At 41.5% G+C, this 13,815-nt stretch carries 14 protein-coding genes and 1 pseudogene; 10 read left to right on the forward strand and 5 right to left on the reverse strand.

What is annotated here, in order from left to right; genetic code table 11:
• Positions 1-84: 84 nt before the first annotated feature.
• From G4D54_02385 to G4D54_02405, 5 genes are all read left to right on the forward strand, one after another.
• Positions 85-1,023, forward strand: coding sequence for a collagen-like protein (locus tag G4D54_02385; protein ID QJA01347.1), 939 nt, complete (start codon positions 85-87; stop codon positions 1,021-1,023).
• 33 nt (positions 1,024-1,056) lie between these two features.
• Complete coding sequence (locus tag G4D54_02390) at positions 1,057-2,127, forward strand: glycosyltransferase (protein ID QJA01348.1); 1,071 nt, start codon at positions 1,057-1,059, stop codon at positions 2,125-2,127.
• Positions 2,128-2,340: 213 nt separating this feature from the next.
• A complete protein-coding gene (locus G4D54_02395) occupies positions 2,341-2,769 on the forward strand; it encodes a MarR family transcriptional regulator (GenBank protein QJA01349.1) in 429 nt (142 codons plus the stop codon).
• Between the two features lie 52 nt (positions 2,770-2,821).
• Positions 2,822-4,558 carry an ABC transporter ATP-binding protein gene (locus G4D54_02400; GenBank protein QJA01350.1) on the forward strand — a complete coding sequence of 579 codons (1,737 nt, stop codon included), beginning with the start codon at positions 2,822-2,824 and terminating at the stop codon, positions 4,556-4,558.
• Positions 4,548-6,437, forward strand: coding sequence for an ABC transporter ATP-binding protein (locus G4D54_02405; protein ID QJA01351.1), 1,890 nt, complete (start codon positions 4,548-4,550; stop codon positions 6,435-6,437). The genes G4D54_02400 and G4D54_02405 overlap by 11 nt, the downstream gene beginning before the upstream one ends.
• A 116-nt stretch (positions 6,438-6,553) precedes the next feature.
• On the opposite strand, the gene G4D54_02410 is transcribed toward G4D54_02405, so the two are convergent.
• Entirely contained in the window at positions 6,554-6,868 is a 315-nt protein-coding gene (locus G4D54_02410) for a hypothetical protein (protein QJA01352.1), read from the reverse strand.
• A 124-nt stretch (positions 6,869-6,992) separates the two neighbouring features.
• Here G4D54_02410 and G4D54_02415 point away from each other — a divergent pair, with 124 nt between their 5' ends.
• Positions 6,993-7,403, forward strand: coding sequence for a (deoxy)nucleoside triphosphate pyrophosphohydrolase (locus tag G4D54_02415; GenBank protein QJA01353.1), 411 nt, complete (start codon positions 6,993-6,995; stop codon positions 7,401-7,403).
• Here G4D54_02415 and G4D54_02420 read toward each other — a convergent pair.
• From G4D54_02420 to G4D54_02430, 3 genes are all read right to left on the reverse strand, one after another.
• Positions 7,384-8,358, reverse strand: a complete 975-nt coding sequence (locus tag G4D54_02420) for an HNH endonuclease (protein ID QJA01354.1) — start codon at positions 8,356-8,358, stop codon at positions 7,384-7,386. The two genes, G4D54_02415 and G4D54_02420, sit on opposite strands and share 20 nt — an antisense overlap.
• A gap of 1 nt (position 8,359) precedes the next feature.
• Positions 8,360-8,584: a helix-turn-helix transcriptional regulator gene (locus tag G4D54_02425; GenBank protein ID QJA01355.1), complete on the reverse strand. Its 225-nt coding sequence runs from the start codon at positions 8,582-8,584 to the stop codon at positions 8,360-8,362.
• Between the two features lie 222 nt (positions 8,585-8,806).
• The gene (locus G4D54_02430) at positions 8,807-8,959 is read right to left on the reverse strand and encodes a hypothetical protein (GenBank protein QJA01356.1); all 153 of its coding nucleotides are present in this window, start codon (positions 8,957-8,959) and stop codon (positions 8,807-8,809) included.
• Positions 8,960-9,522: 563 nt separating this feature from the next.
• On the opposite strand from G4D54_02430, the gene G4D54_02435 reads away from it, so the two are divergent.
• The 3 genes from G4D54_02435 (at position 9,523) to G4D54_02445 (ending at position 11,956) form a co-directional block, all read left to right on the forward strand.
• Complete coding sequence (locus tag G4D54_02435; protein ID QJA01357.1) at positions 9,523-10,524, forward strand: YHYH domain-containing protein; 1,002 nt, start codon at positions 9,523-9,525, stop codon at positions 10,522-10,524.
• Positions 10,525-10,662: 138 nt separating this feature from the next.
• A complete protein-coding gene (locus tag G4D54_02440) occupies positions 10,663-11,571 on the forward strand; it encodes a hypothetical protein (GenBank protein ID QJA01358.1) in 909 nt (302 codons plus the stop codon).
• Positions 11,552-11,956, forward strand: coding sequence for a hypothetical protein (locus G4D54_02445; protein QJA01359.1), 405 nt, complete (start codon positions 11,552-11,554; stop codon positions 11,954-11,956). Before G4D54_02440 ends, G4D54_02445 begins: the two co-directional genes overlap by 20 nt.
• Before the next feature lie 366 nt (positions 11,957-12,322).
• Here G4D54_02445 and G4D54_02450 read toward each other — a convergent pair.
• Positions 12,323-13,296 (reverse strand): annotated as a pseudogene (locus tag G4D54_02450) (WYL domain-containing protein).
• A gap of 182 nt (positions 13,297-13,478) precedes the next feature.
• On the opposite strand from G4D54_02450, the gene G4D54_02455 reads away from it, so the two are divergent.
• On the forward strand, positions 13,479-13,814 hold the full coding sequence (locus tag G4D54_02455) for a hypothetical protein (GenBank protein ID QJA01360.1): 336 nt from the start codon (positions 13,479-13,481) through the stop codon (positions 13,812-13,814).
• Position 13,815 lies beyond the last annotated feature (1 nt).

Here is a 13,815-nt window from a genome sequence, read left to right on the forward strand (position 1 = left end):
TGTGCATTTTCACTAACACAAATGCCCGGTTGCGCATATAGTGAAGTGAGTAAGGAAAGAAAAGCTCTTGAAAGGGGAATAGCTATGTATCGAAACAGATATGACGATAACTGCGAATATGACGACTACGATTCCTACCGTGGATTTGATGAGCCAAAAGCTGGGCAGGACTGTGGCTGCAGATGCGACCGGGATTTTGACGATAACCGCTCTGCAGAGGATGAGCAAGGCTTTGCACAGGAATATTACAACTGCAATAGTGATGGCGGTTCAGCTTGTGACTGCGGCTGTGACTGCAACCGACCGCCGCGTCCGCCACGCCCGTATCCTGGTATCGGACCTACCGGTCCCATGGGTCCAAGAGGTCCAAGGGGTCCGCAGGGACCAAGAGGTCTGCAGGGTCCTCAGGGAAGAGAAGGCCTGCAGGGCTTACGTGGTCCTCAGGGAAATACCGGCCCACAGGGAGTAGCAGGCGTTCAGGGTCCTACCGGATCAACGGGTCCTCAGGGAATGCCGGGTGAGCGTGGCGCAACCGGCGCCAGAGGGGCAACCGGAGCCCAGGGTCCACAGGGACCGCAGGGGGCAACCGGACCAGCCGGAGAATCTGCGCCCCTTGTACAATTTGCTTCCGTCAGTCTTCAGTCCTTTACAGATAAGCAGTTCTGTGCACAGGATGCCTTTGTATTTGATGTAGGCACCATTCAAAGCGGATTTACAATTTCTGAGGACTATCAAAGTGTCATTGCAGGACATGCCGGAACCTATGTGGTGCAGTTCGGCTGTCTGCTCGCTTCACAGCCATGTGAGGGGGATGCTGTTGCTCTGGAGCTGAACAGTTCCATGATCATCGAGGAATCCAGAATACCGATGCTGTGTGAAGGAAGCTTTGTGCAGGGCAGTTGTATTGTCGAGTTAGGTGAGGGAGATAGTCTGCGCATGGTCAGTGATACTTCCCAGGGAGTCAACGTATGCAGCTTTAACAATACAGTCAATGCCTATCTGATTGTTTATCAGATTAACTGATAAGCAGCTTCGGATAGGGAAAGGGGTCGATGTATGGCGGGAATTAGTGTTTGCATGATTGTCAAAAACGAAGAGGAGGTTCTGGCACGCTGTCTTGCCTGTGTAACCTCCTTTGCGGATGAAATTATTGTTGTGGATACCGGAAGTACAGATAAGACAAAGGAAATTGCGGCCGGCTTCACGGATAAACTTTATGATTTTGCATGGTGCGATGATTTTTCCAAGGCGCGTAACTATTCCTTTTCCAAGGCAACACAGGACTTTATCATGTGGCTGGATGCGGATGATGTGATATTGCAGGAGGATCAGGAACAGCTCGTGGAGCTGAAGCAGCGACTGCAGCCGGAGGTTTCCATCATAATGATGAAATATCATACAGCGTTTGACGATAAGGGAAATCCTACCTTTTCCTATTATCGGGAGCGCTTGATGAACCGGCGTATGCAGCATCGCTGGACCGGTGTCATTCATGAGGTGATACCATTAACAGGAATGGTACAGTATGAGGACATTGCGATTACACATCAGAAGCTGCATGTCAATGATCCGGACCGTAACCTTCGCATTTTTGAAAAGCTACTGGCACAGGGGAAGCAGCTGGACGCAAGAGAACAGTTCTATTACGCAAGGGAGCTGTACTATCATGCACGTTACTATGATGCTTTGCAGGTGTTTGAAGCCTTTTTGGACGGAAAGCAGGGATGGGTGGAAAACAACATTGATGCGTGTGAAATGATGGGCTACTGTCACAGTGCGCTGCAGCAAAAGGATGAGGAGCTGCAGTCCTATCTGCAGAGCTTTCGATATGATGCACCAAGGGCGGAGCTTTGCTGTGATATCGGAAAATACTTCTTTGATGAAAAACGCTGGAAGGAAGCGGTGTTCTGGTATGAAACAGCATTGCATCGGACACGTGATGATAAAAGCGGTGCCTTTGTTCGTGTTGACTGCTATGGTTATCTTCCGGCAATTCAGCTCTGTGTCTGTTACTGGCAGCTGCATGACCGACAGGCGTCCATGCATTACAACGATATCGCAGGCAGATACAAGCCGGACAGCATCGCAGTACAACAAAATCGAAAATTTTTCGGGAATGCATCCTAGTAAATTCGGGATGTATTCTTTTTTTGATAACAGGTGTGTTGGCTGCATGCGGCAGTCATCTACCCGTAAGGATAGAAAAAAGTCGGGATATATCATATATATAAGGAAGCATAACGGAAAAAAGGAAGAGTGGAAAATATTTGACAGGGAAGAAAAGCTGGTGTATAATTCATAGCGTGCTATATATTAGCTGATAAAGTGCGAGGTGAAAGCATGGCGGATATGCATATCGGATATCTCATAAAACAGGTGTTTCTAATGAATCAGGCCAGATTGAATACCATATTTGCGGAATTTGATTTGACGGCTTCCCAGACCTTCACGCTGATTTACCTGTTTAAGGCTCATGAACGCGGAGAGCAGGTACATCAAAAGGACATTGAGGATGCAATGGATATATCCAATCCATCCGTAACCGGTATTCTGAATCGTCTGGAGCATAAGGGACTGATCCATCGTGTCGCAAGCACAAAGGATGCGAGGGTGAAAAATATCGTGGTCAGTGAACAGGCGCTGGAGCTGGACAAGATTCTCAGAGAGAAATTCAAGGAGAATGAAGAGGAGCTGGTGACGGCACTGAATGATGAGGAAATCGCATGTATGCAGAGCTGCCTGCTGAAAATGCTTGGGCAGAAGAGCTGATGCTTTTCTTTTCACAAAATACATAGCATGCTATCGAAAAGGAGATGACAATATGATTAAACGGATTTTACAGGAAGTAAAAGAATACAGGAAAGCCTCCTTTCTCGCTCCGATCTTCATGGTGGGAGAAGTTGTACTGGAAATTTCACTGCCGTTTCTGATGTCCTTTATCATTGATAAGGGTGTGAGTCAGGGCGATATGACGGAAGTGACAAAATATGGTGTCATTATGATTGTGGCAGCCTTCGGCTCCTTGTTCTGCGGGGCGATGTCGGGGAAATATGCAGCTTATGCATCGGCAGGCTTTGCCAAGAATCTGCGCAGAGCAATGTTCTACAATATTCAGGATTTCTCGTTTCATAATATCGATAAATTTTCTACAGCCGGTCTGGTGACTCGCCTGATGACGGATGTGACGAATATACAGAATGCCTATCAGATGGTGCTGCGGATGTGTGTGCGTGCTCCATTGACGCTGGTTTGTGCTATGGCAATGACGTTTGTGATCAATGCCGAGCTGTCCATGGTATTTCTGTATGCGATCGCCTTTTTGGGAATCGTTCTGATTTTTATTATGAAATTTGCCCATCCGATTTTTCTGCAGGTATTCAACAGGTATGATGATTTAAATGCAAGTGTACAGGAAAATATTACGAATATGCGTGTCGTAAAGGCATATGTAAAGGAAGATTATGAGATTTCAAAATTTAATAAGGCATCCTATAATATTTACCGTATGTTCAAAAAGGCGGAGAATATTCTGATTTTTAATTCTCCGGCAATGCAGCTGTCCATGTATGCCTGTATCCTGGCGATTTCCTGGCTGGGGGCAAGAATGATTGTCGGTGGTTCTATGACAACCGGTGAGCTGATGAGTATGATGACCTATACGACGAATATCCTGATGTCACTGATGATGCTGTCTATGATCTTTGTCATGCTGTCCATGAGCTTTGCCTCCGTTCAGCGAATTGATGAGGTACTGGATGAAAAGAGTGATATCGTTTCACCGGAAAAGGCTGTTACCGAGTTGAAGGACGGTTCCATTGATTTTCACCATGTCAGCTTTGCATACAGTGTGGATCAGGAGGCTGATTCACTGGAGGATATTGATTTGCATATCCGCTCAGGAGAAACGATTGGAATACTTGGAGGTACGGGAAGCGGGAAGTCCTCTCTTGTGCAGCTGATTCCCCGACTGTATGATGTGACAAAGGGAAGTCTGAATGTTGGCGGTGTGGATGTAAAGGAATTTGATTTGGATGTACTGCGGAATCAGGTATCCATGGTATTACAGAATAACGTGCTGTTCAGCGGTACGATCAAGGATAATCTGCGCTGGGGAAATCCCAATGCGAGTGATGAGGAAATGCTGCAGGCATGCAGGCTTGCCCAGGCGGATGAATTTATCCAGCGGTTTCCGGATGGCTATGATACGCATATAGAACAGGGTGGAAGCAATGTATCCGGCGGTCAGAAGCAGCGTCTTTGTATTGCCAGAGCCTTACTGAAAAAACCGAAGATTCTGATTCTGGATGATTCCACAAGCGCGGTGGATACGCGGACGGATTATCTGATACGAAAGGCGTTTCGCGAGGATATTCCGGATATCACGAAGCTGATCATATCCCAGCGTATCTCCTCTATTGAGGATGCGGACAGAATTGTGGTTCTGGATGATGGAAAAATCAACGGTATTGGAACTCATGCGGAGCTGTTAAAAACAAATGAAATCTATCAGGAGGTTTATCGTACGCAGGTGAAAGGAGGCGATGAGAATGCAGATTAAGAAAAACAAGGTAAAAGCGGACAGGGATTCTCTACAGGTGCTGACGCGGCTGTGCGCTTATGTTATTCGCAATTACAGGGTTTCCTGTTTCTTTGTGTTGATTTTCATTATCATCAGTTCTCTGGCAACAGTGGCAAGCTCCCTGTTTCTGAAAAGTCTGATTGATGATTATATCGCACCGATTCTGGCATCCAACGGACCGGCGGATTTCGGACCTCTGTTTCAGGCGCTGTGTGCCATGGCTGCCATTTATGTATGCGGTATTGCTTCCACGTATCTGTATGCCAGAATTTTGATCAATGTGGCACAGGGGACGATGAAACGGATTCGTGATGATTTATTTGCACATATGGAAAAGCTGCCCATCCGCTATTTCGATACGCATCATCATGGCGATATCATGTCGGTATATACGAATGATACGGATACACTGCGGCAGGTAATTTCACAAAGTATTCCACAGCTGCTGTCGAGCGCGATTACTGTCGTGAGTGTCTTTCTTTCCATGTGTGTGCTGAGTCTTTATCTGACGGTCATTGTCGTGGTTATGGTAATCGTCATGAAGACGGCAATGTCTAAAATCGCAGGACAGAGTGCTGTTTATTTCAAGCGGCAGCAGAGTGATCTCGGTGTTGTGAACGGCTATATTGAAGAGATGATGAGCGGGCAGAAGGTCATTAAGGTGTTTACGCATGAACAGGAAACAAAGGATGGCTTTGATCAGGTGAATGAGCAGCTGTTTGACAGTGCTTATCAGGCGAATAAGTTTGCAAATATCCTGATGCCAGTTATGGGAAATCTGGGGAATATATCCTATGTATTGACGGCATTGCTCGGTGGACTAATCGCTATCAACGGCATCGGTGGTCTGACATTAGGTGCTCTGGCATCCTTCCTGCAGTTGAATCGATCCTTTACTATGCCGATTACGCAGATATCCCAGCAGTTAAATTCCGTTATTATGGCATCCGCAGGTGCTTCCCGCATCTTTGCATTGATGGATGAAGACCTAGAGCCGGATGATGGCCTGGTGACGCTTGCACATGTGCAGGAGGTTGACGGTGAGCTGATTGAGAGTGAGGTGCCGACAGGAAAATGGGCATGGCGGCATCCGCGAGGAGATGGTGCTGTGCAGTATGTTCCTCTGGTTGGAAATATCATTTTTGATGATGTGGATTTTGGCTATCATGAGAATAAGCAGATTCTGTATAACATCAAGCTGTATGCTGATCGTGGTCAGAAGGTGGCATTTGTCGGTGCTACAGGTGCAGGAAAAACCACAATTACCAATTTGATCAACCGATTCTATGATATACAAAAGGGGACGATCACGTATGATGGCATTGATATCAAGCTGATCAAGAAGGATGATCTGAGAAGGTCTTTGGGCATCGTTTTGCAGGATACGCATCTGTTTACCGGAACAATACGAGATAATATTCGATATGGTAAGGCGGATGCTACGGATGCGGAAGTGATTGCGGCGGCAAAGCTTGCAAATGCACATGGCTTTATACGACATCTGGAGCATGGCTATGATACGGTGATCAGCGGAGATGGGGCTTCTCTTTCTCAGGGGCAGCGGCAGCTGTTGTCAATTGCCAGAGCGGCACTTGCGAATTCACCGGTTCTTATTCTGGATGAGGCGACAAGCTCGATTGATTCCCGTACCGAGAAAATTGTGCAGGATGGTATGGATAAGCTGATGGAGGGAAGAACGGTGTTTGTCATTGCGCATCGGCTTTCCACAATCAGAAATTCCGATGTGATTATGGTGATGGATCAGGGGAAGATCATTGAGCGTGGAAATCATGAGAAGCTGATGAAGGAGAGGGGAACATATTATCAGTTATATACCGGGGGACTGGAGCTGGATTAGGTAGTGTTTTGAAATGAAAAAGGACTGTCTGTTTGAAGAAGAATAATATTTCTTTGACAGGCAGTCTTTATCATATTGGATTCGTATTTTTTGTATATGTATAGATGTAAGACATCTTAAAGCTTTGATACAGCGTCCTCAAATTCCTTCAGGATATTGTGATGCGCTAAGAATTCAAATACTTCTTCATTGGTTAAATCCTTTTCGTATTCATCAATTACATTGCATACGGTGTTACTTAATGGATATGGCTCACCGCTTTGGGTGCGGATGAAGTGCAGGTGCCAAGTGTTTTCCATCACTGACAATGTGATGGAGGCGGTATCCTCGCCCATATCACCCCAGATGGGCTTGGTGAAGATATCAGTAAAAAATGAGTAATTTGAAATGATAAATTTATTTTTATAATCGTTAATAGTTTGTATCGTCATATCGTCCCTTCCTTTATTTCTTTATCATTTTAGCATTATTTAAGCTTAAGTACAAATATTACAGATATATAAGAAGATTGTAATCCTATACTTGATTTGATATGATACATACAGGTGATGTAGTATGAAAAAAATAGAAGTCGTAGCCGCAATCATAAAGAAGGATGACTTTTATCTGATTGCTCAGCGATTGAAAGGTGAATTTTCTGGACTCTGGGAGTTTCCTGGAGGCAAGCTTGAAGAAGGAGAAACACCGGTTCAAGCTTTAAAAAGAGAAATAAAAGAGGAGATGGATATAGAAATTTATAATGTGCAGTATTTTGAAACAATTCAATATGAATATCCTACATTCCATTTGAATATGGCATGTTATTTCTGTGAAATAAGAAAGGAACCCTCTTATTTATATGATCACGCAGCTATTAGGTGGTTCCATATAAATGAGGAAACTATAAAAAGCATCCACTGGGTTCCAGCTGATGCTTTAGTTATAGAAAAGCTAATGAAAACATATGTTAGAAATAGTATTCATTAAATATTTCTAGCATTTTTTGTTTATTGAAGCCAGCCTTTGCGAAATCCCTTTTTCGTTTGTGATAGATACTCCAAAATACCGCTTCTTTAGATGATCGATCACCATAATGTATTTGAGCGTGACATAAAGGACAAAGACATATAAGATTGAACATATCATCCAACCAAAGATTGGGAAAATCCTTCTGTGCTTTCATAGGTATTAAATGGTGACATTCCATATACTGATGAAGGCCAGTGGTATTTGAAAAGGTTTCATGATCATTGCTTATTTCACATTGATAATTATGATTTTCTAAGCATGTTGCTTTGAAATGTGGGTCTGTTGTTACTCTCTTATGTATTGTGGTATTTTCAAATGGCTTTTTGTGTTTACGCTGTTCAGCGATCTCAGCTAGCTGCTCCTTACTATACCCTTTCGTTTTTCCAAGGTGGATGTCTTGGAATTGTTTCTCATCCTCAGCTGTTTCTTTAAAATCAAGAAAATCCTCATTCGCTATCTTTTGTACAACGTCAATCTTAAAAGGGGTGTTATTTACTAAATTAAATAAATAATCAAATTGTCCCTTGCTTAATGTAAATAAGTAACCTTCGTTTATGTGAAGACCTTTGTTGAAAGCACCTTTACTCGCTTGTAAATATAGTAACTGTTGAATATGTTCAGAATATTTAATAGCAGGATTAATTTCATAATAATCAACATCTACCTTACGCCCATCTGAATCCCAGTCCTCAGTAGGAAATGGATTTTCAAAATCATAACATGCTCCTCTTGCTATGCCATAGTATGATAGATATCCACCTTTATTACTGAAAATAATGTCTCCCTTCTCTATTTTCAACATAGTGTCCCAATGCCGTTGTTTACGCCCTTTTTTATCTTTAGGTGCCCAAAGATAACCTCCAGATATTTCTTCTTTTTGTGTACGATTTTGATTAACAATAAAATATTTCATATCAGTCAAAAAACTCCTTTACATTCACATCTAATACCTCGGCAAGTATGAATAATGCATCAAGAGAGAAGCTTTTATTACAATTAGGCGCTTCAATCTTGCTGATATAGCTTATACTTAAACCTGACAGTTCACTCAACTGCTCTTGTGTTAAATGCTTAGCAGTACGCAATACTTTTATTTTTGATGCAATCCGATTATATTCCTCAAAATAATTTTCTTTCATTTTATTATGTTAACAGTACATTCATGTTATCTCCTTACTTCCATTATAGAAGTAATTAAATAGCCTATCCTTTCACTTATAGTGAAATCCAATCGAGATAATAGCTTTCTATGCAGTTTACTTTATGATAGATTCTATGAGGATGTAGTAGGATGCTTGAAAAGAGCTGTCACTAGAATTTTACTTCTTAGTAACAGCTCTTTTCACTATTCACTTTTCAAATCACCAGCAGCCCTTATCTTCAGCCTGCTTGTTTTTTGGATAATACGCCAATGGTTCATTATCATATCGATACTGCACAGTATCACGAACCGCTCCAGCCGTAACAGCCAAATCAACCGCCTTCGCCTTTTCAATTGCTTCCTCACAAGGCACCTCATCATCTGAAACCTGCTGCTCTCATGTACCACTTACCTTTGAAATGGCAGCACCAATTGCATTTGCTACTCCAAAATGCTCTGGCTTCGCCTCCTGCCTGCAACAAGACAACGGCTTTGACACAATCACGGAGCCACCGCCTACAGCACCAGATCTACATCTTGGGTACTGATTTTCATGCGGTCAATGCTATTCTCCAGCATGACCGCCATTGCTCTTTTCGTAAACGCCATAATGATATTCTTTGTCAGGGCTGTATATCCAACATCCGTCATACCTAAGTAAACCGCGGTATCATAGTATCACCATATCCATGAAATTCTGATATGAAAGCTTATCCTAATAGCTATGTCATCCCATTTATATCTGAAACCAGCTTGCTTTAGTATAAGAAATTATCAGGATAACCCAATTTCACAATAAAGCCAGTATACAGTCGAGTAATTGTATTCCTATTGATTTAAATAAATTACAAAAGTTTAAATGTAAGCGTTATAATTAAAGCATAGGGAAGGAGGGAAGAGGTTTGTAATTTACTCATAGTCTAGGAGGGTGAAAAAATGAGAAAATTATTTGTATTCGCAACATTCGCATTACTTCTTGTATTACCAACGTCTACTTCCATTCAGGCACATCCAGGAAGAACCGACAGTAATGGCTGTCATACATGCCGGACAAATTGTGAGAAATGGGGATTGGCTTATGGCGAATATCACTGTCACAATGGTGGAGGTACGAGTTCCTCAGGTGGAACATCAGCACCATCAACGAGTGGATCCTCAACACCATCTCCAAGTACACCGCAACCTGTTCAGGAGGCAAAACCAAAGGTTGAAGTTCCGGCACAGCCGAAAATTGATTATGCAAAAGAAGGGGCTACGGATGGATATTCGTTCAAAATGAAGAATCCGGACAAAACGCTGGAAGATGTAACCTATACCTACTCTCAAAAAGCCTACAAAACAGCCTTTAATAAATCCTATGAAAAAGCAGAAACCGAGCTTATGAACAATTCATCCTCACTGGCAGAAACAAACGGAAAGAAAGATGCTTTGGAAAAGGAAGCGTATCAGTTGAAGGAACTCCCATCCAAAATTATAAAAAATGAATATATAGAATATTATAAAACAGCCTTTGATGATGCGGAACAGGAAGTGAAAACAGTTCTGCAGGGTACGGCAGAGTACAATGCCTATGAATATGTATACAATGACAAAAAGATATCCGATGTAGAGGATTATAACTTGAAGAAATTTAAAGCAATCTATAAGGAAGCATATGATACATCCGTCAAGAGCTATGAAAAAGAAAAAAAGCAATTGCTTCAGCTTGCAAAAGACAATGGAAAAAAGGACGGAGAAGAAGGTGAGGATCAGAATCTTGATTTTCTGGATGCTGTGAAGGATACTGCTTTTTATCCAGCCGCGAAAGAAGCTTATGAGGAGGCATATGAAGAAAATAAAAAGGAAAGCAGTCTGTTGATAGGAATGGCTGCGACAGCTGTTCTTATTCTGGGTGTGTATCTGTTTATTAAAAAACTGCGGAATCGAAAAAAGGCATAGAGGCAAGACTTTGAACGAGACTATAGATGAAGAGTCCCTACACAGCTATGCTTTTTGTTAAAATAATGATGTAAAGGAGGAAAGGCGTATGACAAGCTTACTGTGAAGTGTAAGCTGTGGTTATACCAGGGACATACTATGAATTATTTACATAAGAAAGACGCAAAAAAACTGATAAAGCTTCGAGAGGAATATTTGAAGTTTGTTTATAAAAACCATGTATACAGTGTATTGCTCATGCAGGAACCGAATAAGCATCAAAAAATGAATCAGGCATTAGCCTATATCGGCTCCCATCCACAATGTCTAAAGGAGTTTTTCGACAGCAGAAAGTGGAATGAAAGTGACAGCAGTATACTGAGAGGCTGGAAGGAAGAGCACTATGGAGAATATCGTATTATAGATGTTACACCGGACTATATAGAACTGTATGATGAAGATAAGGATAACCTGTATCGGATGAAAGCGATTGGTATGTATCTTCTTGCTGATGTATGGAATGTATTACCTGAGCATCGCTGGAAAGGGTCATTTTTTCAATATCGAAATGAGTTTATTTTGGATTCTGTTGCGGAAATCCTCATTAAGCAGAATGCTACGCTGGAAGAAGCGGAAGATTTCTATGAATCTATTGTACGGCATAGAAATGTAAAAGGTGCCTATATCAATGATCAGGATGTAACATATGATCCTTTACCGGAACGTATAGAGCATGACAATTTTTCGGAGCTTATGCATGACTTTATCGCTCCAATTGGCAATGCGAATAATTTAAGCTTTCAAGAATTTGTCGCAGTAATCAAATTAGCATCCTTAGGATGGAACATTGCCCAAATAGGTAAAGATGCCCTGCAAACAGAATTGGCACAGCTGGAGCTGGATGCCCTGGATATCGTTGAATTCTTCCGGCAGAGAAAAAACAAATATTTCAAGGAAAACAAAACCTTAATTCAGTCAGCAGAGGCACATGATGGAAATGAAGGCTTTGAATTGCGGCTTGTCGTGGGAAATATGGAGGATTTGACTATTGAACAGACAGCAGATTGAAAAGAAAACTGCCGCTGTTATTGAAAGGCAGCTGTATCAGAGAGGCTATGCAACAGTTGAGGACTCCCTCATACTAATGGGATGGCTGGAAGAGAAATATTTGACACATTGGAGGAAGGGACAGGTGCCTTATCTCGAAAAGGTATGCTGTACGAATTTATCCAAGCTCAGTTATTTTATGAAGCAGTATTTTGCATATGCAGCCAGAAAAGGCTATAAACTCAGTCTAACAAAGTCTTATCAATCCAAGACCAAAAAACTACTCAGATTTAGTAAATCGGGTAACGCCTCAATAGAACGCCGCTATAGCACCAGAATTATTGCATCTTATAAAAAGAAACCTCCACTCGATAAAATAAATGATAAGGAAGCCTTAAAAAAATAAACGATCAATGGGAGAGAACGATCGGTATCCTATGAAAATTAAAACAGACTTGTCGCAAATGGGAATGTACACGTTTGTGACAAGTTTTTTTAGTACGCTATTTTTTTTATGATTTGAACAGCCAGCTGATATAAATTCATTATCAGGCACTATCATGCAATGCGTGAGCTACTTATTTAGGTCTTTCTTGCTTTAGGGTGTTCATAATAGAGAAAATTCAACTTCTATTGATAATTCAATAGGGTTGAATTCTCTCTGTTAAATTTACCTGCAATTGAGTAAGAAGCCTTACTTATGGTTCTTTATTACATTGCTATTTGTCATTTGCACTGTGCTGAATAATAGTTTTGATATATCGTTATCTATCTATGCTTTATCTTTTTCATAAACAGAGAGTGCTTTCCTTAAATTATTTCTTACACGCTCTCGCAACTCGCTGGGCTCCAGTATTTCGCAATATAAAGCATATTGCATGGCATAGTACATAATACCGGTTTCCGTAGAATAAATACGTGCGATGAAATAATCGGAATCCTTTGTTTCCTGCAATATGATTTCCTGTCCAAACTGATCAATGACATCATTCAGTATCATTTTATGACAGCGAAGGAAAACCGCTACGGGCTCCCCTGAATACATATACATTTTGGTTTTGGAATATGCGTAAGGATCAAAGGAATTACGAAGTGCATCTGCGGATGTATCCAATTTTCTGATATCCTGCATACGGTCAATGCGATAATGCGTAAAATCATCATGCTTATCTGTTTTACAAATCAGATACAGATTTCCGTTTTCCTCAACAATATAATACGGATGCAGAAAATACGGTTTCTCTCTTTTCGTATCAGCTCCTTCTTCAGATTGTAGGTCAGATAGTACATCTGGATCATTTTATTCTCCTGTATTGCTTCCAAGAGGATATCCACATTCAGAAACAGCTGCCGGTTTTTCGTTTTTCGTGAGTTCTGAATATATACGGCGTTTTTAAAATCTTTACGATGATATCTGCTCTGCGTCTTCAGCAGCTTGTCGATGAGCTGAAAGCTGGAGCTGTCGCATATGAAATGTGAGGAATGAATCAGATTACACAAAACGTGTACCTCACTCTTTTCTAAATCCCGGTCAATCAGATAATAGCCCCGATTGGTTGTCTGGATGTCGATTCCAAAATTACGCAGCTGTTTGATATATGCAGAAAGCGTTCCGCGATTGATTTTAATATCATATACCTGCTCCAGTAATGGAATACAAGCATTACTGGATAAAGGATGTGCCTCATCCGAATACTCTTTCAATATATATAGTATCGCTATGGCACTCATTCTACTATCTTCCATATAACCATCCCTCCCATGTAGCTATAACAGAAAGGTATAAATATGCACCTTTTGGATGTTATGCTCTGTTTTCCCGTATATCATCTTTTCTATATTGTAACATGAAATGTTTATCGTCACTGTTTATAATTTTATACAATCCTTATCTTATAATGTAATTGTAAAGAAAGAAGGAGATTTTTATGACCTACATAACAATTGTTGGATTACGCTATTACTTTGGCAATGAGGTGTTTCGCGTGGGACAGAGGTTATTGATTGAAAAGGATATTGATAACGAAGAGGACGATGAAGCCATTCGCGTAATATCAGATGCCGGTGTGACGTTTGGCTATGTCGCGAACAGTGTGAGAACCGTCGCAAGAGGCTGTAAAAGTGCAGGACGCATTTATGATTGGTTTGAAAAGCAAACGGAAATTAGAATCATGTTTATTCTAAGCCATGTGGTAATTGCAAGTGTGGAATTGCCTGCTGTCATGTCCATTATGAATAAAGATACAGAAGACCTGTCATTTTAAG

The organism is [Clostridium] innocuum (assembly GCA_012317185.1).
Classification (GTDB): domain Bacteria; phylum Bacillota_I; class Bacilli_A; order Erysipelotrichales; family Erysipelotrichaceae; genus Clostridium_AQ; species Clostridium_AQ innocuum.

Bases quoted from the DNA above. Each gene is read 5' to 3' on its own strand.
- G4D54_02385 (QJA01347.1), top strand. From the start codon at position 85: ATGTATCGAAACAGATATGACGATAACTGCGAATATGACGACTACGAT.
- G4D54_02390 (QJA01348.1), top strand. From the start codon at position 1,057: ATGGCGGGAATTAGTGTTTGCATGATTGTCAAAAACGAAGAGGAGGTT.
- G4D54_02395 (QJA01349.1), top strand. From the start codon at position 2,341: ATGGCGGATATGCATATCGGATATCTCATAAAACAGGTGTTTCTAATG.
- G4D54_02400 (QJA01350.1), top strand. From the start codon at position 2,822: ATGATTAAACGGATTTTACAGGAAGTAAAAGAATACAGGAAAGCCTCC.
- G4D54_02405 (QJA01351.1), top strand. From the start codon at position 4,548: ATGCAGATTAAGAAAAACAAGGTAAAAGCGGACAGGGATTCTCTACAG.
- G4D54_02410 (QJA01352.1), bottom strand. From the start codon at position 6,868: ATGACGATACAAACTATTAACGATTATAAAAATAAATTTATCATTTCA.
- G4D54_02415 (QJA01353.1), top strand. From the start codon at position 6,993: ATGAAAAAAATAGAAGTCGTAGCCGCAATCATAAAGAAGGATGACTTT.
- G4D54_02420 (QJA01354.1), bottom strand. From the start codon at position 8,358: ATGAAATATTTTATTGTTAATCAAAATCGTACACAAAAAGAAGAAATA.
- G4D54_02425 (QJA01355.1), bottom strand. From the start codon at position 8,584: ATGAAAGAAAATTATTTTGAGGAATATAATCGGATTGCATCAAAAATA.
- G4D54_02435 (QJA01357.1), top strand. From the start codon at position 9,523: ATGAGAAAATTATTTGTATTCGCAACATTCGCATTACTTCTTGTATTA.
- G4D54_02440 (QJA01358.1), top strand. From the start codon at position 10,663: ATGAATTATTTACATAAGAAAGACGCAAAAAAACTGATAAAGCTTCGA.
- G4D54_02455 (QJA01360.1), top strand. From the start codon at position 13,479: ATGACCTACATAACAATTGTTGGATTACGCTATTACTTTGGCAATGAG.